The sequence below is a fragment of the [Clostridium] citroniae WAL-17108 genome, from assembly GCF_000233455.1.
In the GTDB taxonomy this organism is placed as follows: domain Bacteria; phylum Bacillota; class Clostridia; order Lachnospirales; family Lachnospiraceae; genus Enterocloster; species Enterocloster citroniae.
In genome coordinates this window covers 58,676-80,977 of record NZ_JH376423.1, presented here as the reverse complement: position 1 = coordinate 80,977, position 22,302 = coordinate 58,676, and the positions used below count along the sequence as shown (strand labels likewise).

Here is a 22,302-nt window from a genome sequence, read left to right as displayed (position 1 = left end):
ATTATACTCTAAATCCGTTTCCTTTCCACCCCCATTTCATACAGTGAAGCCAGATTATTCCTCCTGTCCCTGCTGTCAGGCAGCAGACAGTGCATACAAACAGCCTTTTTTTCAGATCATCCAGCCACTGCACCTGATACGCTTCCCCCATGCGTTCCATGTCGGACTGCAGTTCCCCAAACTTCCTGGTCCAAAAATCAAAATCAGACCATCTGGTGGGAATGATATCCCCGGGTATCCCAAATCCCAGCCGCCATATAAGGAATATGCCCGCTGCCAGCAGCAGTATACCGGCCCCGCCGGAACACATTCGGTCTCTCACCCCCAGGTCCGGCTTGACTGTTTTTTGGCAAAGCCAGAGGGCAGACGCCCAAAGCGGCAGGAGAGACGCCATGCCGGCTGCGGCGAAAAAAAGAGAGCCGTCCACACAAACATACCCTCTTTTCATTCCATACCGGTACAAAAACCCTTCCGCCTTTGTCTTTGCGGAAGCGCCCTTCCCATAATCCATAAGGAGACAGCGCATCCCCTCCTCCTTTTTTGCAGGGATCAATATAACGCAGTCCGGGTCATCCGTAACGCCCCTGACAATATATGGCCTGTCCCTGCAGACCACGCGTTTGCCTGTCACCTCCACCGCCCCGAACAGGTCCATGGCCAGCCCCTTACTGATGACACATCCCTCCCTGTCCGTCCTGTAGCCGTATGTCCCCTGTTCCAGCTCCCGGCAGGAAGCCAGTTCCATCAGGCCGTAAACGGACAGACAATCCGCTTTTTTGTCCCTGCCCAGCTCAAGGTTTTGCACCTTTACCTCCTCAGCCAGGGACCAGGCTGTTAGTTCCGGATAAACGCTTCCCCCTTGATCCTCCCTTTCAGTTCCGGCCGTCTCTCCCTGCTCCCGGCCGAGGGCCCGGTCCAGTTCCTCCGCCCTGGGTCCTTCCCCTTCCCGGTAATACATAAAAATACGGCCGTCTGCTGTGTTCAGACTCAATGCCTGTATCCCCCCGTATCCCCACAGGGTCACCAGAACGAAAAGTATGATCCATTTTCTCATGATTCCACCACCCTGACACGGTCCCCTTCTCCCACACCTTTGTCCGACTCTGTGATCAGTTTCATCTCCGGTGTAACGGCGCCTGAAACAGCTGCAGCAGTGCTGCTTTTTTCCAGTACCTCCAGCCCGATCCTCACTGCCGTCATCTCCTCCCCCAGTATGGTCCTCTTTGGTTGGACAGCCAGGCAGAAAAATCCTGTGTTATCCTCCCTCAGTGCTCCGATGGGGATCACACAGGAGTATGCCCCTGATTCCATGTTTACCGCAAAGGATGCACTGCCTCCCAGGCTCCCCTGTCCCTGAGGCATGGCGGCTGTGACCTGTGCTGTTTCGTCCTCCGGCATCTGGTCAACGGACGTTATCTCCGCCTCCACACCGGCCTGCTGTCCCAACAGCTTGACCGTCATTTTGGCTCCTGGTTTTAAAAGACCGGCTTTCTCCTTATCCACCTGGGAGGTCAGGTTTAAATTTCCCACTGCCAGCTTGATCTGGCGCCCGGATTCAATCCTGTCCCCCGCCTTCAGGTCCATATCAGCCACTACGCCCTCCACACTGGAACTGATCTGTCCTTTGTCCGCAATCAATTCTTCTATTTTTTCCAGTTTTCTCTTGATCTGTTCCATATCCAGCTTCATGGATTCCTGTCTCAGCCTGGATATCTCCCTCTGGGCAGCTTCCCCCGCAACAGTACCTGCGTCAGATACCCTGGCGTTCTCCAGCTTTTCCATGGACTGATACAGTCCTTCCTCCAAGTCCTGTATTTTTCTTCTGGCTTCCTCCACCTTGGCGTCCTCCGCCTTCACGGCATCCTCATATGCCTTGCGCAGTTCCTCTTTGGCGTTCTCAGTCCCGTAATCAATATCCTCATATGTCTCCTCGGCAGCATACATCTTTGCCCTGGCCTCCTCCACTGCCAGATCCTGCTCATCCCGGATATCCTCCAGATCCTCCTCGGCCCGTTCAAGTTCCAGGGCCGCTTTCTCGATCTCCTGCTGGGAGGCGTCCTCCTGTTCCTCCAGCCGGTCCAGTTTTTTCTGCTTATCCTCTACCTCACGCTCCCCCTTTCTTACCGCGGAATCCCTGGCTACCTGCGCTGATTCATAGGCCCTTCCGGCGCTTTTCATGGCTCTGCGGTTGTCCTCCCTCACCTCTTCCCTGGTGCGGTTCTTTTTTTGAATGTAATCATGTTCCAGATCAGCGGTAGCTGACGCATGCTTTTCCTCAGCTTCCGCCAGGTCCTGCCTGCCTAGTTCCAGGGCCCGCTGTGCCGCCGCTACGGACTGGGCGGCCAGGGCCTCCTCGGTCAGCCGTGGGACCGGCACAGAGGAGAGCCGCTCCTGCTCAAGGGCCAGCCTGGCCTTTTCAAACTCCACGGAAAGTTTTTCACGTTCCTCCTCCAGACTCTCCATCTGCAGACAAAGGATGGCCTCCCCCTTTAAGACCATCTGCCCGGAATGCTTCAGTATGTCCCCCACCTGGAGATTTTCAGGAAGTGATATGTATGCCATTTTGTCTGCCGTAAATGTCCCGTCCCCCTCTATAAGATACGGGACCACTCCCTGTTTTCCGTATCCTACCTGTACCCTGGTGACCGTGACGGAATCCAGGGCCCTGGACAAAAAGGTCAGAGCCGCCATAAGGGCCAGAAATGTAATTGCTGCTTTCTTCATGTTCATTCACTCCTTGATTCCTGATGCGGCAATCCCCTGCTCCAGTGATTCCTGTCCCATCATAAAAAGGACCACGGGAAGTACCATCATGATAATGGACGCAGCCCACGCAACCCCTGCCTTGTCGGATGTGATCTCCGGCAGGTAGAGGGACAGGGGCCACAGCCGCTTTTCCTTCAGGAATGTCATGGGCTGCTCAATGGCATTCCATGTTTCCAGAAATCCCAGGACCAGCATGGATACGATCCCAGGCTTTCCCACCGGAATCCCGATCTTCATAAAAATAGCCATTTCTCCTGCCCCGTCCAGGCGCGCCGCCTCAAAAAGAGGCCTGGGAATGGATTCAAAAAATTTTGTCATGATAAATACCGGGAACGCGGAAAAGATACCCGGCAGAATGACTGCCAGGTGGGTATTCAGCAAATAGAACCTTTTTAGGACCAGGTAATTAGGCACCATGGTCACCTGAAACGGCTGCATCATGAGAATGATGTAAAGAAGGAACAGGGCTTTTTTTCCCTTAAACTGAAAACAGGCAAATCCCCAGGCGCCTAAAAGTGCAACCACCAGCTGCCCCAGCAAAACCATGCCGGTCTGGAAACAGGAGTTCCAGAACATGACGTAAAAACCAGGGGAATCGATGAGTAATTCCACCAAGGGTCTTAAGGTGGGGTATTCAGGGAGAAATACAGCTTTTACAGGAGCATTTCCCATTCCAAATATAGCGCCGAAGCGCTGAAGCATTTCCCCCTCGGACATAAGCGCATTTCCTGCCATCAATAAAAGGGGAACCCATATGAAAAGGCATATAAAGATCAGGGCCGCCCTTACCAGGAAACGTTTGATCATTTTTTATTCCTCCGCCGGATCCATATAATCACCGGAATCAGCACCGATGATTCGATCATCACTGATGCAGCGCTCATCTTCTGGATATCCAGCGAGACAAACCAGTTATTAAACAGGTGCTGCATCATATAAATACTCTCATGGGGATAATCCCCGGAAATAAGATATGCCTCCCGGAATACCTTAAAGGAATTGATAATGGAAAGCACGGTCACCAGAAATGCAGTGCTTTTAAGGCAGGGTAATGTGACGTAATAAAAGATCTGCCGGGAACCTGCTCCATCCACCCTGGCTGCTTCATAAAGCTCCAGCGGGATCCCATCCAGACCAGCCAGCCAAAGCATCATATCATACCCTGTATTTTTCCATATGTAGGTAAATACCAGGACATAAAAAGCGCTGTTCTGGTTAAGCCAGTCCCTGGTCCCAAATCCCAGTATTGCCACCAGCTGGTTTAAGAGGCCCTGAGGATAAAACAGCATTTTCCACAGCAGGACCACTGACGCAACCGGGATTGCCAGGGGCAGCAGGATCGTGGTTTTATACACATTCCCCCCCTTAAAGGCAGCTGTTACCAGGACAGCCGCCCACAGGGAAAACGCCATCAGGGACGGTATGCATACCAGGATAAAACGCAGGGTATTCCTCACAGCCAGGCGGAATGCCTGACTGTTCCACACCTGGACAAAATTTTCCAGGCCCACGAACCGGCCTCCCACGGCCTGGTAGAAGGAACGCATCACCACATCCGCAAAAGGTATGAGGACAAACAGGGCGGTCCCTGCCAGGCTGGGTGCCAGAAACAGCCATGGCTTTTTATTCTGAGAAATACAGATTCGCTTTGTTCTGGGCATTCTGGGCTGCCTGTTCCAGTGAAAGGCTCCCTTCAAAGTATCCTTTGGTCTCATTGATTATGATCTCCGTCAACACGCGGTCTGTTCTCACCGGCTTATTGGCCCTGGACGCCGCATCAAATATCATACGGCGTTCTCCCTTTGTGGGCCAGGCACCTGCTATTGTGTAGCCGTCTTCACCGCCGCTGACACTGACCATAGCGCTGCTTGAGTCTTCCCTTTCCACCCACGCCTCTGCGGCCAGGGCATTGACGGGGAGTCCGTCCGCCAGGTCGCTGGACTGGACCTCCACGCTCAGTACGTAGAGAACAAATTCCTTTGCCAGGTCCTTTCTTGGGCTGGCGCTGTTGATTCCCACAACACCGGAGGGAAGATAGGAATCCTTCAGGTTTTCCATTTTAAATCCGTGGTTTCTCTGCACGGCCAGGGGAAGCAGGGTGTCAAACATTCCCCGTATTTTATCAATGGCAATAGCGCTCCTGCCCCGGTCCACACTGTCATACTCGCTGTCCATAAGGCCATCCGCTCCAATGGATCGGTTATAGATACGTCCTCTTCCCCCGTCCTCGGATTCGTCAAAGTCCGCCCTGGCGCCGCAGGCATCGCCCAGCACCTTCACGGTTTCCAGCAGCTCCTGGATCTTCCCCGGACGCGGCCTTCCCGTTTCACTGTCCACGATCTCCTCATAGCAAAGGCTCAGTATCTGGCGCGTCAGATTCTCATATTTTGTCTTGGTGCGCAGCGGCAGATGAGAGGGATCGCTCTGATATTCCCTCATGGATTCCAGGGATGCAAGGCTGTCTATGGCCTCCTGGTCCCCATACGCGGCGAGAAGTATCATTCTGGTGGGGATCTGGTAGATGCTGCCGCTGTCCTCTGTGTACGGTCCTGCAATCTGTCCCATCAGTTCCCCTGACGCGGTCATGGGTGCCAGCAGGTCTTTCATATCCTCAAGCACTCCCTTTTCCATATAGGACTGAACCGGAAGCCCGTCAAGGACCAGGATATCCGCTCCGTTTCCGCCCAGCAGTTCCGTGTTCAAAGATCTTATGGTATCCGAGTCCGTGGTCCCCCCGCTGTCTGTTTGTCCATCGATCAGCTCCACCCTCACGTCCGGGTGCGTCAGCTGGAACATGGAGGCTGCCTGGCGTATGGTATCCGTGCTTTCCAGGTTAAGGCCATATACGGTCAGGTTCTGGCAGGGCACGGAGGGCATCTCAGGATCATATGTGTAATGTTTGATCTCACTTTTATCGGACTGCTGCAGCCAGACGTAAAAATCATTCTCAGCGCCCACGAACAGTTTCCTGGCATACGCGCTTGGAAGGCTCAAAGAGTTAAGAGTCCCGTCAGCCACTGTCTCCCATATGCTCCCCCCGGGATTCATGTGGTGGATCCCCTGGGAATTGACCGTAAAGATCCCCCCGCCGCCGTCATGGGCAATGGGCAAAAACTGATCATAGACTGAGCTTTGATAAGGGATCTCCTCTTTCGGGGATGCGGATCCGGTGGTGATATCATATACCAGATACCCGTTAGACCCGTTTGTTATATACAGATGATCCAAAAGAAGTCCTGATTCCTTCCATTCCGAGGAACTCCATTCCTGGGGCAGGGAAACCAAACGCTCTCCCTGAGGGCTGTATACATTTGTCTCTCTGCTGCCGGACAGGAAAATGCTCCCATCCTCCGCCACTGCCACGAAATCCGGCCTTACCTCATAAAAACCGCGTTCATGTTTGACGGAAAACACATCCTCCAAAAGCTCCTGTGGTTCCTTCCCCTCTGCCAGCTTCAGCAAATGGAACTTATAGTCGTCTCCCTTTGGGAAGACCGCGTACCGGTAACCGTCCTGCCCATAGACCACATGGAGAATACCGAAGGGGATCTCAACCCCTTCCAGCAGGCTCTTTTCTTCCCTTTCCCAGTTTCCGCCGGCCCATCTATACCGCCTGGCCGTACCATCCTTAAGCGTATACAGTTCCAGAATCTTATCCTGTGTCTGAACCATGTCAGCAATGATTTCCCCTTCTTCCAGGGGAATGCTGATCGTGCTTTCCGCATATCTTCCCTTTGGTATGTTCTCATCCCGTCCGGCACCCGCGTTCTTTGCAGCCCGGGAAGCTCCGGTTTCCCCGGTCCCCGCAGGAGCCGAGCATCCCCACAGGCCGCCCGTTGTCAGGCACAGTGCAAGGCAAAGGCTTATTAATTTTTTTCTCATATTATCAGTCTCCCTTTTGTCCATTTTCATTTCACCAGTATCATATCAGGTAAATCTCTAAAACATCTGAAAAACTGGTAAAATTTCTTTTAGGTTTTTTAGAGATTTCTCTGTTATAATGTGTTTGGATCTTATTTAGATTAGAATAACGGGGAGCGTATCATGAGAATTTTGCTGGTTGAAGATGATAAAGAACTTTGTGAAGCCATTAAGCTGCAGCTGGAAAAAGCGGGATATGAAACAGACTGCTGCGGTTCCGGTCAGGAAGCATTTTATTATGCCGCGGAATTTCCATATGATGTGATCCTGCTGGACCGGATGCTGCCCCAGATGGACGGGCTCAGCGTGCTCAACGGCCTTCGCCGGATGGGTGTTGCCACCCCGGTCATCATCACCACTGCCCTGGACGGGATCAATGACAGGATCGATGGCCTGGACGCGGGGGCGGATGATTATCTGGTCAAACCATATGCGCCCGGGGAACTCCTTGCCCGGATCCGCGCCGTCACCAGACGGCCCGGAAAGCTGGAGCCAACCCGCGCGAAAGCCTATTCCAATATAAGCCTGGATCCGGAAAAGCGGGAACTGACCGGACCGTCAGGCATGGTCCAGCTGAGCAAACGGGAATCCGCACTTATGGAGTACCTGATCCGCAATGCAGGGCAGATCCTGACCAGAGGAATGATCCTCTCTTACATATGGGGGCCTGACTCCGAGGTGGAGGAAGGGAATCTGGACAATTACGTCTATTTCTTAAGAAGGCGCCTAAAATCTGTAAATGGAGCCGTACAGATCAAGACCATACACGGAACCGGTTACCGCCTTGAGGCAGGAGGCAATCCATGATCAAAAAGCTTAGAAGGAATCTCACCGGGCTTTATACCATAACAACGGGTTTGATCCTCACCCTGGTAGTGGCGGGAATCCTCATTGTAAATGCCAGGGAATTTGACAAAAACACCCTGGACGCCTTTCAGAATCATATATTAAACATCACCTCCAGGCTCCAGGCCGGTTCAACCATCAGCTGTACCTGGCTGGCCCAGCTGGAAAGCGGCAGCAGGCTCATCATACAGATTGAGGACAATGGGATCCCCCTGCTCTACCCCGGTTCCTGGAATCCTTTAAGCGGCAGGGCTGGGCTGGTCCAGCGGGCCAAAGAGGGCGCGCTGGCGCAGAACATTGATTCTTCCAGGCGTCCCGTATCCTCCTCCCTGCTGCGCACCTCCGTTTTTACAATCACAGGAGATCACAATGATTCCTACCTGGCCAGTGTTCTGGTGCTTCCCACCCGGTCGGGCTTCCAAAGCCTGACCCTTCTGGCTTATAAAGATCCGGCCTCCTCCCTTTTATACAGCCAGGGGATCCTGTTCCTGTTCCTCAACACCGCGGGGATTGCCGCCCTGATGCTTGTAAGCTGGTTCCTGGTGGGCAGATCCTTAAAACCCATTGCGGAAAACCAGAAAAAGCAGAATGAATTTATTGCTGCTGCCTCCCATGAGCTGCGTGCTCCCCTTGCGGTGATCCGCTCCAGCCTTTCTGCCATTGCGGCTGCGCCGGAAAAACAGGAGCATTTTATGAAAAATATCGACATGGAATGTTCACGTTTATCCTTTCTGGTAAATGACATGCTTGTCCTGGCATCTGCAGATGCCGGGACATGGACGGTCCAGACAGACCGGCTGGACATGGACACCCTGCTGATCAGCGTCTATGAACGGTTTGAACCCATGTACAACGACAAGGGGGTGTCCCTTTATCTGGACCTGCCCGAATCCTCCCTTCCGGCGATCACAGGTGATGGGAACCGCCTGGAACAAGTCCTTTCCGTCCTTTTGGACAACGCCCTCAGCCACACCCCCGCAGGACGGGAGGTCCGGATTTCGGCAAGGATACAGCAGGAAAGACACCGTTTATCCGGAACGAAAAACAGCCTTTGCCTGACAGTGTCAGACCAAGGCTGCGGTATGGATGATGAGGTGAAAAAACATATATTTGACCGGTTTTACAGGGCGGACAGCGCCAGAAGCGACAAACTCCATTACGGCCTGGGCCTGAGCATTGCCAGGGAACTGGTCCTGCTCCACGGCGGCTCCATCAGCGTATCCGACTCCCCCTCCGGCGGGGCATGCTTCTGTGTGCGGCTTCCCATGGGGCACTGCTAAGGCACCTGTGGGAGCGGCTGCATCTGCAAGGTAGTTTTGGCAAAATACAGCAATGGATGCTTAAAGAAACAAGGACGGGAATCTAATCAATGAATCCCGTCCTCTTTCCTGAAAATGTAAGTGTCAGCCTGTGCATGGCCCTGGTGCAGGCTATGTAGAGCAGGCTTCTGTCATGGTCTGTCCTGTAGTTCCTGTCAGAGGCATGTGGTACAATGACCTGGTCAAATTCCAAGCCCTTGGCCATCTTCACCGAGGTAACGGATATACCGCTGCTGAACCTGGTACTCTCCGGTTCGATCAGATGCACCTCAAATTCCTCTGAAAGAAGATCATACAGTTCTGCGGCCTCCCTGTGGGTTTTCAGGATAATGCCCAGCAAAGCATTGTCCCCTGACCTGAAATCCCGTATCAAATCCATGATGCGGCACAGCTCCTCCTCCTCATTCCTGCATGAGACCAGCCCGGGAACATCCCCATGGCGTTTTACCGGCTCCAGACCGGATGCAGCCCGGATATGGCCGGCAAATGTCATGATTTCATACGTGGAGCGGTAGCTTTTATTTAGCCGGACAAACTCCGCCCCCTCATACAGATGAAGGAGATCCTCCAGGGTGTGAAGGTGGTTTGGGTGGATGAACTGTCCGAAATCCCCCAGTATGGTTTTCTGGCAAGGAAACATCCGGTTCAGGGCAGCGTACTGGACCGGCGTATAGTCCTGCATCTCATCAATAACCAGATGTCTGGTGATCCCGCTCTCCTTAAGCCCTTCAAAGGCCGCGTGAAGGTACAGGAAGGGGTAGACATCCGCCCATTCCAAAGTCTTTTTGTCAGCCATGACAAACAGTTCCTTTTTCCCTATCTTTTCATAGAAATCCCTGTAAACAGCCAGTGTGTTCTTCATGGTCAGCATGGAGGCAAGGCTTTTAAGGATCCCCCCCTGCCGGGGCAGTTCATCCTCCATGATATTCTCTGTGTCAAAGCGGTCCCGGATATCATCGGCAACCATCAGAAGCCTCCGTTTAACCGGAAAGGTTCCATATGCCTTAAACCGCTTTCCGATCCATTTTGCATCTGCACGAAATCTTCCAAAGGTATAATCCTTTGGCGCAAAGACCATATCCGGCAGCATCTCTATATAAGCATCCATAAGACGGACAAAATCCAGGGTGGATTTAAACCGTTCCCTCTCCCCCCGTCCCGGGTCACTACTCCGGCTTTTGCCCCGGCTTTCACCTGGATCACCACTCCGGCTTTCATCCGCATCCCCTTCCTGATCCAAATCCTGTTCCGGCTCAAACCCCATCCGGCCCTCCAGCTGGATCTCTGCCAGTTCCTCAAAGCTCAGTTCATAGATCGGTTCCTCCCCCAGCTCCGGTATTACGTTGGATATATAATCCCCAAATACCCTGTTGGGGGACAGGATGGTTACATTTTTAGCGCTCAGCCTGTTTTTAAACCGGTAGAGCAGGTAAGCGATCCTATGAAGAGCGATGGAAGTCTTTCCCGATCCCGCAACTCCCTGTATGATCATGGTCCCCTGGTTCTCATTGCGGATGATCCGGTTCTGTTCTTTCTGGATGGTGGAGATAATGGATTTCATTTTTTCATCCGAGGTATGGCTCAGCTCCTTTTGCAGCACGTCATCCTGGATATGGGATGAGGTTTCCAGGGCATACTCCATTTTCCCGCCCCTGATCTTAAACTGCCGCTTTTTTGTCAGCTCTCCCTGGATCCTTCCGTCCGGGGCCTGGAAAGTGGCCGGTCCCACCTCGCAGTCATAAAACATGCCGGATACAGGCGCCCTCCAGTCAAAGACCAAAGGTTCCCTGTCATGGTTTAAGGCAAACCGCCCGATGTAATAGGAGAAGGGTTCCCCCTGCCCTGCTTCACAGAAATCAATCCTTGCAAAGTAAGGGGAATCCTTCAGTTTTTTCAGCCGTTCCAGTATTTCCACCGCCATGGCGCCGGTGCGGTCCGTCTGTTTTAAAAGAAGCTCATTCTGAAACATCTCATGGGGATCGATGTCCCCTCTGTGCTCCGCCATGTAGCGCTTGGTGTCCATGTATTCTCTGTCCGATTTTTGGACGGATTCCTTTGCCTGTTCCAGGGCCTGGCCGATCCTTTGATGAACCTGCCGCAAATGCCTGGACTCTTCTTCCAACACGCTCTCACCCATCCTTTTGCACCTCCTGTGAAAGGACAAACCGCTGGGTGGGGTAACCGTATTCCTCCAAAAGTTCTGCCTCCGCAAACCCCAGCCCCTGTATCTCCCTTCGCTGTCCGTTATCCGCCTTGTCCCCTTCCCTGAAGGTGGTAATGCTGATTTCCTGGCCTGTCAGCAGTTCTCCCATTACCTTGTCCAGAAATGCCCTGGGAATCCCCATTTTCCTGTACAGGGGATGACATCCCATAAAATCAATGCTCCCTGTGTCCCAGGAAAACAGCAAAATTCCCACAGCAGTCACCCCGTCCTTTACGATCAGCGCCTGGTTTGTGCGTATCCGCTGTCTCAGCACCTCCATGTACGTATCCTCCTGCAAGTTGGGAAAGCCATCGATCACCAGCCGCACCAGCTCCATCCAGGCGGGTATGTCCTCCTTTGTGGCATACCGGATATCCCATGCCCTGTTTTCCGGCCGCTTCAGCATATCATACCTCCCGTCAAACTCAAACTTTAACTGCAGGGGATAGAATTTTTCCTTTTCCCTGTATTTGTTGGGCGGTATTTTATACATGGATGTAAAAGCATTGGTAAATGCCTGCTGGCTTTGGTAACCGGATAAAAGCGCGATCTCCACAATGGACTTTTCCGAAAACACCAGAAGCTTTCCGGCCTCGGTCAGCTGCCTTCTCTGGATGTAGTCATGTATGGTCAGTCCTACCGTGTGGGAAAACACCCGGTGCAGATGGTATTTGGAATAATGGACCGCCTGTGCGATCATGTCCAGATCGATCTTCCTGGTGAGATTGGCTTCTATATAATTTACAGTCAATATGATTTCTTCAATGGGCTGCAAGCTCCATCACCTCCTTTTAAGTTGAGCGTGCTCTCCGGGATTCTGAGAGTACACATTGGCAATGCTCCCGGAAACTCCAGGTACAAAGAGTTTCCGAGAGCACTCGGTTATTATTATATACAAAAACATGGAGGTTGTCTTAAGAAATCTTGCGGTAGCATAAAAAACGGATTACAGTTAATCCGCTGTTTCCAGACGGAACAGCCTTGCCGTATACTCCTTTGGCATTTTCACGGAAAAGCTTCCGTCTTCTTTATTCCACACAAACTCCGACTTATACTGTTCCCCACAGGGATAGATCTGGCTCAGTGTTGCGTCCCTTCCCTTCAGATGGGGTACCGGTATGGTCCGGCAGATCTGATCCGATGTCCTTCTCCACACCGCCACATAGGAGGTTTTGCCGCACCTTAATCCCAGGGCCGACCATGGATCCATGTAGTGGGAGAATCCCAGGGGCCAGAACGGCAGGGAAGCCTTTATGTGGCCGCGGATGCTCTTATAACAGCTGATCGCCTCTTTGATCAGTTCCACCCTGGAATCCGACATGTTCAGTATATGGCCGCTCTGGTGGATCCTGAGAAGGATTGCATTGACCATGTTGAATATGGTCTCCTCCTCGTCCCCCTCCGTCATGGGATAGGACCAGATCGCTGCCTGCTCAGGCGTCAGGCCGGAGGGCGCATTGGCGGCAATGGTTGCATATTTGATGTAATCCTCCTGGTCGCTTGTGGACTGGATACTGTGACGGCTCAGCATGGCGTAGTCGATCCTCATACCGCCGCTGGAACAGTTCTCGATCACCAGGTCGGGATATGTTTCAAATATGGTGTCCAGCCAGCTTAAATATGCCCTGTTATGCTGGAGCAGTCCGTCTCCAAAGCTGTCCGCCCCTGTCTCTGTTCCGATCCCAGGTTCAATGTTATAATCCATCTTAATGTATCCTACCCCGTACTCCCTTACCATACGGTCTATCACTTTGGTCGCATGTTCCCTTACCTGGGGGTTTCTGAAATCCAGCTGGTATCTGCTTCTGTAAGCCACCTTTTCCCCATGGCGCCTGAAATACCAGTCATCCGGTACCCGGGAAGCCAGCGGGCAATTGACCCCCATTACCTCTATCTCCAGCCAAAGCCCGGGCACCATGCCGCAGGAGCGGATATAGTCCATAACCTCTTTGATGCCTCCCGGGAATCGCTCATTGCTGGGCATCCACTGGCCCACGTTATCCCACCAGTGCCCTGGGGAATACCAGCCGCAGTCAACGCAGTAATATTCACAGCCGATCTCAGCCGCCCGTTTGATCATGGGAAGTTCCTTTTTTGTGGTTGGGTCCCCGAACAGGCAATTCATATAATCATTAAAGATCACAGGAAGGTTCTCATCATCCGCGTTTTTCCTCCGGATACTCCTTCTGTATTTTGTCAGCTCCGCCCAGGCCTCGTCCATTCCTCCAATCGCAGAACCCACTGCTGCGGTGACGGTTGTAAAGGACTCTCCGGGGTTTAACCGGATCCACCAGTGGTTGTGCAGCTCTGTGGGGCCGCTGAGTTTTAAATAATACTGCCCGTCCTCATCGCTGATCTCCCAGTACCAGGAACCGTTGTGCTCGATCTGCCAGAATAAACCGCTGTTCATCTCCTCATTCCGCAGATATCCCACGGGCAGGTACTCCTTGGTAGACCAGGAGCCGGTGTTCCCGATCCCAATGGTTGTGGAGGAACGGTGGAAATCCTCGGGCTGGGCCAGGGACATGCCCAGTTCATCCAATGTAAACTCATTCCAGTGGAACTCCTTTTGCCAGCCATTTCTGGGAAGGAACAGCTTCATCTTTTTGTCCGCATTCTGAAGCCCCTCCTTTGTAACGCCTGTCAGGACAAAGGAGGACAGATACTCGATCCCCCACGCCTTATCCCCTTTGTTCACCACCTGGCTCCAGGAACGGACAATGGATATCCCGTCATAAAACTGCATATGGCTGTGCACCTCCAGCCCGGTAGGCTGGTCAAATGTGATGATCTCCAGTTTTCTTCCGTTCTGATTCCTGCAGTCTTTAAAATCCTTAAATTTCAGGCGGCAGCCCGGCGCTGTCCTGACATAATTATCCCCGTGGAGCTTGCCCAGCCGGTTAAGGCCGGTCACGGACATTTCCACCAAGGTAAAGGGCAGCAGCCCGTTCCTGGATACCAGATCCTTTTCTTCAAAGGGAAGGGCGGAGAAATGAAGCAGCTTTATCTCCTGCTCATCCGTTAGTTCCATTACCAGGTTTATGTTGTTTTCACTGATCTCTATTCGTCTCATCTTAACTCATCCTTTCACAGATCCGCTCATCAGGCCGGATAAAAAGTATTTTTGCATAAAAAGGAATAAACATGTGACCGGGAGCACCGCCACAACGGATGCTGCCATCAGGCCTCCCCAGTCTATGATATTGGAGCCTTTAAACAGCATGATCGCAGGCGTCAGGGTCCTGTATTGATCCGTGGAAATAAAAATGTAACCAAACATAAATTCATTCCACGCCTGGATAAATGCGTACAGCCCTGTGGACACCAGGCTGGGTATGGATATGGGCAGTATAATCTTAACCATCATCTGAAACTTGTTGGTCCCGTCTATTTCCGCCGCTTCCTCCAGCGTAATGGGCACTGTGTCAAAGAAACTGCTCATCATGAAGGTACAAAGAGGAATGACAAACGTGGTGTAGGACAAGATCAGTGAGATATAGGATTCCAAAAACCCGAAGTTCCGCATGATCATATAAAGGGGGACCAGCAAAAGCACACCGGGGATCATCTGGGATACCAGCATGGCGAAATTGGATATCTTGATCATCCGTTCCTTGTAATAACGGCTGAATGCATAACCGGCCATGACGGCGATCACCATGGACACAAAGCATGCAATGATGGAAACCAGAAAACTGTTCTTAATGTATTTTAAAAATCCTGCTGTGTAGAGTACTTTTGTAAAGTTCTTAAGCGTAGGCATCCTGGTGATCAGGGAAGGGAACGCCGACCGTATCTCCGAATCCGGTTTCAGCGCGGAAAGGATCATCCAATAAAAAGGGAACACGCAGATGAATGCAAACAGTATTAGCAGCAGATAGGAAATAATATTTATATAAAATCTTTTTTTCTTGCTGATCATTCTATACCTCCTATTCCAGGGACTCGCTGATCTTCATTCTCTGCCTGTAATACACCACAAATATAACTGCCATCACTGCAAACATCATGGTTGAAAGGGCGGATGCAGCGCCTACGTTAAATTTCTTCATGGAGTACCTGTAGATCATAATGGGCAGTGTCTGGGTTGCATAATTGGGACCGCCCTCTGTAAGGATCCATATAAAATCAAAGTTGATCGCGGTCCAGATAATGTGCAGGAAAACAATCACCAGGGACACGGATTTCAGCTGAGGAAGGGTGATATAGAAAAACCGTTTAATGACACCTGCCCCGTCAATGGCGGCCGCTTCCATCAGGTCGCCGGAAATGGACTGCATGGCTGATAAAAATGAAATGGTATAGTAAGGAAAGGATCTCCAAATATTGATCAGGATCACCACAGCCATGGCGTATTTTGCATCTCCCAGAAAATCGATGGGACTGCTTGTTATATGTAAGGTTTTAAGCATGAAATTGACAATTCCGAATTCCGTGTTAAGCATCCAGTCCCAGGTCATGCCTGCCACAATGATGGGAACCAGCCATGGTATAAAGATCATGGTCCTGAAAAACGCCCTGCCCTTAAACTCCCTGTTTAAGAGGATTGCCGTGATCATTCCCACAAGATACTCCCCCAATACGGAAAAAACGGTCCAGTATATGGTATTGACCACGGTCTGCTTAAACCGTTCATCCGCCATGATGGTCTTAAAATTATCCAGCCCCGCAAATCCGGTGCCCGGCTTGATCAGGCTCACGTGGAAAAAGGAGTCGTGGATCACCTTTAAAAGCGGATACCCTTTTAAAGAAACCAGAAAAACCAGAGCCGGCAGGATCAGGATCAGAACTGTCATTTTTTTTCTTTTGCTTCTGGTCATTTTACTTATTTTCAAGGAACATCTCCCCCTCGTCTTGATGAAAAAATGTCCCAAAAGCCAGATTATATTTACCACTCAGCTTTCGGGACATTACCGTCTGCTATTTACTCAGTTCCCCGGTGTCTGACAGGGATGCATTGACCGCATCGCTGAGCCATGCCGCTGCCTCCTGCGGTGTCTTTCCCTCCTGAAGCACCTTGGCAATGGAATCGTTCATGGCCTGCGTCACGCCGGCAAGCGTAACCCCCGGGAAGGAGATCCCTTCCGCCCCGATGTCAGAAAATCCTTTGCTCCATATACTCTCAGAATATACATCGCTTCTGGGAGATCCGTAAGCCCATACTTTTTCCTGCCACTCTTTTCCTGCAATGGCCTTCATCAGTTCCACGGCGCCCTCTTTATTCTTGCTGTCTTTAAAGACAAACATTGGTTTGCACTCCATGTATGTGTATGGTTTGCTCCCCTCAGGGTAAGGAATGGCATAAGCGCCCATGTCCTTCATGGTTTCCGGGTTTTGGCTTTCCTTATTTCTCAGCCAGTTGCCGGACACATGGGAGGAAACCAGCCCTGTACAAAGGTTCTCATCTGTCTCTTCCCAGGTCCAGTTCCTGGCGCTGGGATTTACGATCCCCTTGTCAATCAGATCCTTGTAGAACTGGAATACCTTGGCAGCCTTGTCCAGCTGGTCCGGATTTTCATTCCATGTGTTTTTATACAGTCCGTCCTCCTGAAGAGTGGCGATCTCCACGCCGCTCTGTGCCAGATACACCAGCAGCTCCTGCGCTGCGCGCACGCCGCTTCCCGTGATCTCAAAGGGATATTTACCCTGGGCATCGTAGTAGCCCTCCATGTTCAGCAGGTCCTCCCAGGTAGCCGGGACCTCCATGCCTGCTGCTTCAAAGTCACCTTCATGTACCAGGAAAGCGCGGACCGACATTTCATATGGCATTGCCACCACCTGGCCGTCCATGCTCATGGCTTTCACAACCGACTCGCTGAACACGTCCTTTTCATCCCATGCATTAAATTCATCCGTCAGGTCCTCCAGGATCCCCATGTTGTAAAACTCTCCGATGTATTCGGGAAGCCCCCATGCGCAGTCGGGCACATTCCCCCCTGCCGCTGCGGTCAATACCTTTTCGTGAAGCATATCGTAGGTGAAGTTTGTACAGTTTACCTTGTACCCGGTCTCCTCCTCAAACTTTTTGATCATTTCCAGGGAATAAGTCTCTTTATCACTTCCCGCTGTCCACTGGGTCCACACCTCTATGGTCTGACCCTCTCCCTTTTTTGCAGTGTCCTGCTGTCCCTGTCCGGACGTGGAAGCCGCCTCGCTTTTAGGTTCCTGGGTCTTCTCAGGAGATGAGCCGCATGCTGCCAGTGAAACCGCCATGGTAAGAGCCAATACAGAAGCCATCACTTTTTTCATATTAAATACCCCTTTCTTCTCCAAACATTTTTGATAAACCGACCATACCACACCCTCTGTTCTTCTGCAATAAAAGAGGAGACGCCTGTTAAAAACGCCCCCTTTTTTATTAAAAATACCCCTTTTCTCACATTTTATTTATCTTCTTATAATTGACCGGGCTTTCCCCGTAATACTGCCTGAATTTCTCAGAAAAACTCTTTGCATCATTATAGCCCACCTTCCTGGCCAGCTCCTGGGTGCTCATCCCGCTGTTTTCCAACAGCAGCTCCAATGCTTTCTGCATTCTCACCTCAACCAGGTAATCCTTAAAATTCTTACCTGTCTTCTGCTTAAAAAAGGAACTGAAATAATATTGGTTCATAAAAAAATGCTGTGACAGTGATCTCAGGTTGATCTCCTGGTCATAGTTCTCCCTGATATAGAACTTGATCCCTCTAATAGTCTCATTTTCATTTCCGAGATTGGAAAACACGGTTTTTTCCACAAACTGTTCCAGATAACGCAGAATCATTGCCTTTACCTTTTGAAAGGTGACAACGCTTCTGATCCCTGACACAAATCCTTCATACTTATGCCTGTCCTCCTCATCCAGACGGCAGTAATTCCCCAGTTCACGAAGCAGCTCCATGAGAAGGGCCACGCACCTGTTTTCCGCAACCACCCGGTTGCCATAGTGAAGTTCGCCGATCAGCTCCAGGCATTGCTTCAGCTGATCCAGCCACATGTCATCGCGCAGGAGGATGGCCTTTACCAGTGCAGAGTACGCCTCGTTGTAGTCGTCAAAGGAATGGTGGTATTCCTTATTGATCCTGTCGTAGATGATCACCGGATCCTGTTTGAAATAGTACAGGTTACAGGCAAATGCAGCTGTTTTATAAGCAAATTTAAGATCTGATAAGCTGTCCGTCCGTTTGCCAATACCGGCGGTCAGACGGATCCCGTACTCACGTTCCATGGTCCTGATCAAAGCCTTCACATCCGTCAGGATCGTTTCCTCCTGATTTTTTCCATAGAAAAATATCATGTTGCAGAAATCCGCCTCCCGTTTCAGGCAGAATCCGTTTTTACGCTTTACCGCATGATCCTCGATCTTCTTAAACACAGTAAACCTTAAAAGTTCAAACTCGCTGCGGTTTTTCTCCGCCCTACCTCTGTCTTCCACGGCGGAAAAGCACACCCCCGTGTAGCTGGCATCTGATGTGGGCACCCCCATTTGCTCAAACTTTTTATACAGATCCTGATACTCATATTCTGATGTGACCGCCTTGAAAACAGCCTGTGCGCTTTTGGCATCCTCCTGCAGATACTCCAGGGAAAGGTTATCCTTTAACGCCCGTTCCGCCTTTATGATTGAAAGCTCCAGTTCCTCCTTTGTCACAGGCTTCAATAAATACTCGATCACACCGTACCGGAGCGCCTGTTTCGCATACTCAAATTCCTGGAAAGCGCTTAAAAAGATAACCTTGGACTTAAGTCCCTTTTCATTTATGTACTTGATCACATCGATTCCTGATTGATGGGGCATGGAAATGTCTGAGATAATAATATCCGGCGACATCTCATCGATCTGGCGGATCAGCTGCTCCCCGTTCCTGGACGTGCCGATCACCTGGGTATTTAATTTCTCCCAATCCACCATCTTCATCAACCCCTTTATGATAAGGGGTTCATCATCTGCTATCACCACTGAAAACATCTAATCTCCCTCTCCTTCTCCATAGTAGACCGGTAATTTCACATGCACAAGCGTGCCCAGCCCCGGCGTGCTGTCAAGCCGGATCCCATAGCAGTCGCCAAACTGCAGCTTGATCCTGTCCTCGATATTCTTAAGGCCAATACTGAACCTGCGTTCCTCTGTCCGTTCCTGGATCACGGTTCCCTTTAAGACGCCGTTCACATAAGCCAGCGTCTCCCCGTCCATTCCCACCCCATCGTCCAGAACGGTAATCTCCAGGTATTCCTGTTTTTTCTCCGTATAGACAGCTATGCTCCCCTCTCCCCTGGGTGAGATCCCGTACTTGACGGAATTTTCAATAATCGGCTGCAGGGTCAGGCGCGGTATCCTGCATTTTAAGGTCTCATTTTTCCCGTTGATCTCCAGCTGAACGGCATTCTCATACCGGATCTGTATAATGATAAAATAATTCCGGATACTGTCCAGCTCCTCCTTCAGGGTCACCAGGCTTCTGGCATCCCCGATCAGATAACGCATCTGGGCTGACAGGCTTTCCAGCATCAGCGCCGTATCATGGTCATCATTGGTAATGGCGGACATGCGGATCGCATCCAGTGTATTATACAGGTAATGGGGCTGTATCTGGGCCGTCAGCGCTTTGATCTGGGCTTCCTTCTGGCGGATCTCCGAAATATAGACCTTCTCTATGTGCTTTTGAAGCTGTTCCGTCATATTATTCAGCCCATCCGCAAGAACTCCCAGTTCATCATTAGACCTGATATCCACACGGGTCTCCAGCTTTCCCGCCTTGATCTTATCCATGGCGTCTTTTAACAGCCGGATCGGCTTTGCGGTGGTCTTTGAGTTAAAATAATACAGGATCATCAAAAGGGCAATACTCACCAGCACCAGGTAAACGGTGCTCCGGATAATGGACTGATACGTCTTTTCCAGGTTTGAAAAGGGAAGCTTTTCCACCACGGCCCAGTCCGTCTGTTTCATGTTGTAGCCGATATAATACATCTGGTCTGATTTCAGGCAGAATTTACGGTCTTCGGGCGAAAAATCCTTTTTCATTTTCCCATAGTCCTCCGCCGCCTCTGTGCCGCTGTAATTGCTGTAGATCAGGGCGTCCCTGCCCCAATCGCAGACAAAGATATGGTCATTGCCCACCAGACCTGCTTCATCTATAATGGTCTGGAAGCTGTCCGCGCTTACATCAATGTATAAGGTGCCCAGTATCTCCCTGCTTGCGGATTCAATGGAGCGCGTGTTCATGATGTTCCGTACATAGGTAAAGTTCTCTTTGGAAGAATTAAAATAATACTCCGTGCCATGGGTGGGAATGATGGTAACCGCGTTTTTCTCAGGAACATAATGGGCATTTCCCCATTCATCCATGAGCTTTTGGTTTACGATCTTCTCCGGTGCCTTGGTGGAGGAATAGACCTTTCCCTTTGTGTCAATAAAATACACATGGTTAATGGAGTCATTCCTGTACAATATCTTTTTCAGGGCGTCCTCCACCAGATTTTCCCTTAAAATATCCGAGATAGCGTCATTGGTCATGATCTCATAAAAATATCCGTAATCATCAGCCTCATACTCATAGAGATACTTGCTGTGATCACTGATCTCCTCCAGCAGCACCGCTATGTCGTCATTGATGCCCTTTGTGATCTGGGATGCGTTGTGTATGGCGGTCTCCGTTACCTTGTCAATATTCTTTTTAAATACAGTCAGACTGATGACCATAAATGGAAGAAAACCCAGACCTAAAAATGCGATCACCGACTTTGTAAAGATACTGATATATCTTTTATTTTTCCTTTTCACTTGTCTCACTCCACTTTGTATTGAGATAACGGGCAGTTTCCTCCACTGTCATGGAATGGCCCAGGAGCAGATACAGCGCCTTGGACAACTCCCCCCTAAAACTGCCGGAAATATGATCGGCATCCAAAAAAGACTCCTCTTTCCTGGCATAACGGTAATCAATGATCAGATATTGCTGCACTGATGGAGCCGGATACAATACCCTTTTTTTCGTGGTCTGGAATCCATACATGGATTTCAGGATCCCCCGGTAATTTTCATCCTCAAATAAAAACTTCAGGTACCGCTCCGCTGCCTGATACCGGGCCGGGTCCTGGGCACACTCCTTGGAAATGGCCAGCTGGGAACCGATCTCCCTTGTGGCCACCATATCCCCATTTCCTGTGGGAACAAAAAACCATGCCAGGCGCACCGTACTGCTGTCATCCTCTATCTCCACTCCCATGTTGTCTTTTGTGGAACTCATACAGTCCGGATCCGCCAGTATGATATTGGCGATAAAACTGGGTTTTGTGTAATACATCGCAACCTGGGAGTCCAGGAACTGGGAAATGATCTGGCTGTCATTCATATACACGGAATCCTTCAGCACATACCTGCTGTCCATCAGACGTTCAAAATCCCCCAGCATGTCCATGTAGCCGGGAGCCGTAAAATCCGGGGAACGGACCCCCTGTTCCCCGGCACTTGGAAGCACATTCTTCTGATAAAAATAATTCAGCCAGTAGGCGATGCTGTCCTCCTTTGTCCCGCCACACATCAGGGGCACCACCCCGTGGCTGCTGAGGGTTCGGCATATTTCCAGAAATTCCTCATAGGTCTGGGGCGCCTGAAGGTGATACTTTTTAAACAGCACCTGATTATAGATAATGCCGTATGTGGTTGTATAGAGGGGAACTGTATAGACCGTCCCGTTCCTATAGACCGGTTCCTCTATGAGACTGCTGACAGAAGGCGGTATGGGACCAAGACGGTCATTGGCCACGTAACCGTCCACATTCTGTATCTCAAACAGATCCGGAAATTCATTTAAGGCTTCCTTGACCTTTAAGCTCTCCTCATAGATCCCGCTTCCCCCATCCTGCAGTTCCAGATCTATGTCCGGGTTCTCATTCTCAAACTTACTGCAAAGGTCGTCCATTACAAGGGACCACGTGATATCGTCCCTGGAATAAAAAACCTCCAGCTTTATCTTCTCCAAACCGGCTTCCGTCCTTGCATCGGTTTCGGGAACCCGGACACTTTGGGAACAGCCGCATAAACTAACAATCACACACGCGGCTACTGCGGCTAATCCTCTCTTCACCCTGTTTTTCATCTTCTTATTCTCTGCTCCTTGCCATTTAATCAGCTGCCTTTGGTCCGGATAAGGGCATCCGGGCATCACCGGGATCATGCAATATACTCGAAGTGCGGACCAAAAGATCCGGCCCGCACTTCGAGTATAGCAGTTTTATCATATCATCTCAAGAATAATCCATCTC

The 22,302-nt window shown here is 50.8% G+C and carries 16 protein-coding genes; 2 read left to right on the top strand and 14 right to left on the bottom strand.

The features are described 5' to 3' along the window. Position 1: 1 nt before the first annotated feature. From HMPREF9469_RS15605 to HMPREF9469_RS15585, 5 genes are read right to left on the bottom strand one after another with little or no spacing between them, the layout of a single operon-like run. Positions 2-1,054, bottom strand: coding sequence for an ABC transporter permease (locus HMPREF9469_RS15605; protein ID WP_007863578.1), 1,053 nt, complete (start codon positions 1,052-1,054; stop codon positions 2-4). Continuing rightward, positions 1,051-2,724 carry a coiled-coil domain-containing protein gene (locus tag HMPREF9469_RS15600; protein WP_007863577.1) on the bottom strand — a complete coding sequence of 558 codons (1,674 nt, stop codon included), beginning with the start codon at positions 2,722-2,724 and terminating at the stop codon, positions 1,051-1,053. Before HMPREF9469_RS15600 ends, HMPREF9469_RS15605 begins: the two co-directional genes overlap by 4 nt. Positions 2,725-2,730: 6 nt before the next feature. Beyond that, positions 2,731-3,573, bottom strand: coding sequence for a carbohydrate ABC transporter permease (locus tag HMPREF9469_RS15595; protein ID WP_007863575.1), 843 nt, complete (start codon positions 3,571-3,573; stop codon positions 2,731-2,733). Continuing rightward, positions 3,570-4,427, bottom strand: coding sequence for a carbohydrate ABC transporter permease (locus HMPREF9469_RS15590; protein WP_007863573.1), 858 nt, complete (start codon positions 4,425-4,427; stop codon positions 3,570-3,572). Before HMPREF9469_RS15590 ends, HMPREF9469_RS15595 begins: the two co-directional genes overlap by 4 nt. Beyond that, on the bottom strand, positions 4,390-6,648 hold the full coding sequence (locus HMPREF9469_RS15585) for a type 2 periplasmic-binding domain-containing protein (protein WP_007863572.1): 2,259 nt from the start codon (positions 6,646-6,648) through the stop codon (positions 4,390-4,392). The genes HMPREF9469_RS15590 and HMPREF9469_RS15585 overlap by 38 nt, the downstream gene beginning before the upstream one ends. 162 nt (positions 6,649-6,810) lie before the next feature. On the opposite strand from HMPREF9469_RS15585, the gene HMPREF9469_RS15580 reads away from it, so the two are divergent. Next, the gene (locus tag HMPREF9469_RS15580) at positions 6,811-7,494 is read left to right on the top strand and encodes a response regulator transcription factor (protein WP_007863571.1); all 684 of its coding nucleotides are present in this window, start codon (positions 6,811-6,813) and stop codon (positions 7,492-7,494) included. Then, positions 7,491-8,813 (top strand): sensor histidine kinase, encoded by a 1,323-nt coding sequence (locus HMPREF9469_RS15575; RefSeq protein WP_007863570.1) that lies wholly within the window; start codon positions 7,491-7,493, stop codon positions 8,811-8,813. Before HMPREF9469_RS15580 ends, HMPREF9469_RS15575 begins: the two co-directional genes overlap by 4 nt. Positions 8,814-8,895: 82 nt before the next feature. Here the strand turns inward: HMPREF9469_RS15575 and HMPREF9469_RS15570 are convergent, their stop codons facing one another. The 9 genes from HMPREF9469_RS15570 to HMPREF9469_RS15530 form a co-directional block, all read right to left on the bottom strand. Then, complete coding sequence (locus HMPREF9469_RS15570; RefSeq protein WP_007863569.1) at positions 8,896-10,989, bottom strand: HelD family protein; 2,094 nt, start codon at positions 10,987-10,989, stop codon at positions 8,896-8,898. Beyond that, positions 10,982-11,830 (bottom strand): helix-turn-helix domain-containing protein, encoded by an 849-nt coding sequence (locus HMPREF9469_RS15565; RefSeq protein WP_007863568.1) that lies wholly within the window; start codon positions 11,828-11,830, stop codon positions 10,982-10,984. Before HMPREF9469_RS15565 ends, HMPREF9469_RS15570 begins: the two co-directional genes overlap by 8 nt. Before the next feature lie 177 nt (positions 11,831-12,007). Continuing rightward, positions 12,008-14,128 (bottom strand): glycoside hydrolase family 36 protein, encoded by a 2,121-nt coding sequence (locus tag HMPREF9469_RS15560; protein ID WP_007863566.1) that lies wholly within the window; start codon positions 14,126-14,128, stop codon positions 12,008-12,010. Positions 14,129-14,134: 6 nt separating this feature from the next. Further along, complete coding sequence (locus tag HMPREF9469_RS15555) at positions 14,135-14,977, bottom strand: carbohydrate ABC transporter permease (protein ID WP_007863565.1); 843 nt, start codon at positions 14,975-14,977, stop codon at positions 14,135-14,137. Between the two features lie 10 nt (positions 14,978-14,987). Continuing rightward, complete coding sequence (locus HMPREF9469_RS15550) at positions 14,988-15,890, bottom strand: carbohydrate ABC transporter permease (protein ID WP_007863564.1); 903 nt, start codon at positions 15,888-15,890, stop codon at positions 14,988-14,990. A gap of 85 nt (positions 15,891-15,975) precedes the next feature. Further along, positions 15,976-17,304 (bottom strand): ABC transporter substrate-binding protein, encoded by a 1,329-nt coding sequence (locus tag HMPREF9469_RS15545; RefSeq protein ID WP_007863562.1) that lies wholly within the window; start codon positions 17,302-17,304, stop codon positions 15,976-15,978. Positions 17,305-17,431: 127 nt separating this feature from the next. After that, positions 17,432-19,003: a response regulator gene (locus HMPREF9469_RS15540; RefSeq protein WP_007863560.1), complete on the bottom strand. Its 1,572-nt coding sequence runs from the start codon at positions 19,001-19,003 to the stop codon at positions 17,432-17,434. Then, on the bottom strand, positions 19,004-20,818 hold the full coding sequence (locus HMPREF9469_RS15535) for a cache domain-containing sensor histidine kinase (RefSeq protein WP_007863558.1): 1,815 nt from the start codon (positions 20,816-20,818) through the stop codon (positions 19,004-19,006). It abuts the gene before it with no gap. After that, positions 20,802-22,136 carry an ABC transporter substrate-binding protein gene (locus HMPREF9469_RS15530; protein ID WP_007863556.1) on the bottom strand — a complete coding sequence of 445 codons (1,335 nt, stop codon included), beginning with the start codon at positions 22,134-22,136 and terminating at the stop codon, positions 20,802-20,804. The genes HMPREF9469_RS15535 and HMPREF9469_RS15530 overlap by 17 nt, the downstream gene beginning before the upstream one ends. Positions 22,137-22,302 lie beyond the last annotated feature (166 nt).